The following is a 644-nucleotide window of genomic DNA, read 5'->3' on the forward strand; positions in this document are numbered from 1 at the left end:
GCCCCCTTTTGTGCGGCTAATGTCCTGAGTGCCGCCGCGTGCCCCGCATGCGTCCGCGTGCGCCTTGATATACGTCGAATCTATCATAAAGATATCCCCGGCAGGCTCGCCTATTGCGGCGTCCGCCAGCGTTTTCCATATTCCCTTGTCCCGCCAGCGGCAAAACCGCTTGTGTATGCTGTTCCAGTTCCCGAATTCTGGCGGTATATCCCTCCACGGAGCGCCCGTGCGCGTCTGCCACGCTGCCGCGTTAATAAACAAGCGGTTGTCTTTCGCCACTCCCCCGCGTTTCCCTGCCTGTCCGGGCAGCAGTTCTTTTATCCGTTCCCGCGCCTCGTCGCTTATATCGTGCCGGTGAATGCCTTCATTTCTTTTCATGCCTCTATTTTACCTCTTTTCCCCTATCCAGTCCACACTGCCTAGGCTAGAACAGCGCCTCTGTGTAGGGCGGCACAGGGCGTTACCCCGTGCATCGCACGGGGTAACGACAGAGTTTCTTGAGGAAACTCTGCATATATGCTTTGCCTATAGGTGAATGGCACAGCGTCAACGAAGTCCGCTCGGTAGTCCCGGCAGGCGCTTATCCGCGCTATGGCTTATATCGCCTTGAACGTTGCCCGCTCGGTAGCCGCAGTAGCCGCTTA

The 644-nt window shown here is 57.5% G+C and carries 1 protein-coding gene; it reads right to left on the reverse strand.

Annotation, left to right across the window (positions count from 1 at the left end):
* Positions 1 to 378 (reverse strand): IS5 family transposase (locus AWU74_RS07250; protein WP_059369470.1); only part of this gene is annotated, 378 nt, incomplete at its 3' end.
* Between the last annotated feature and the right edge of the window lie 266 nt (positions 379 to 644).

It is taken from the genome of Treponema endosymbiont of Eucomonympha sp. (genome assembly GCF_001028545.1).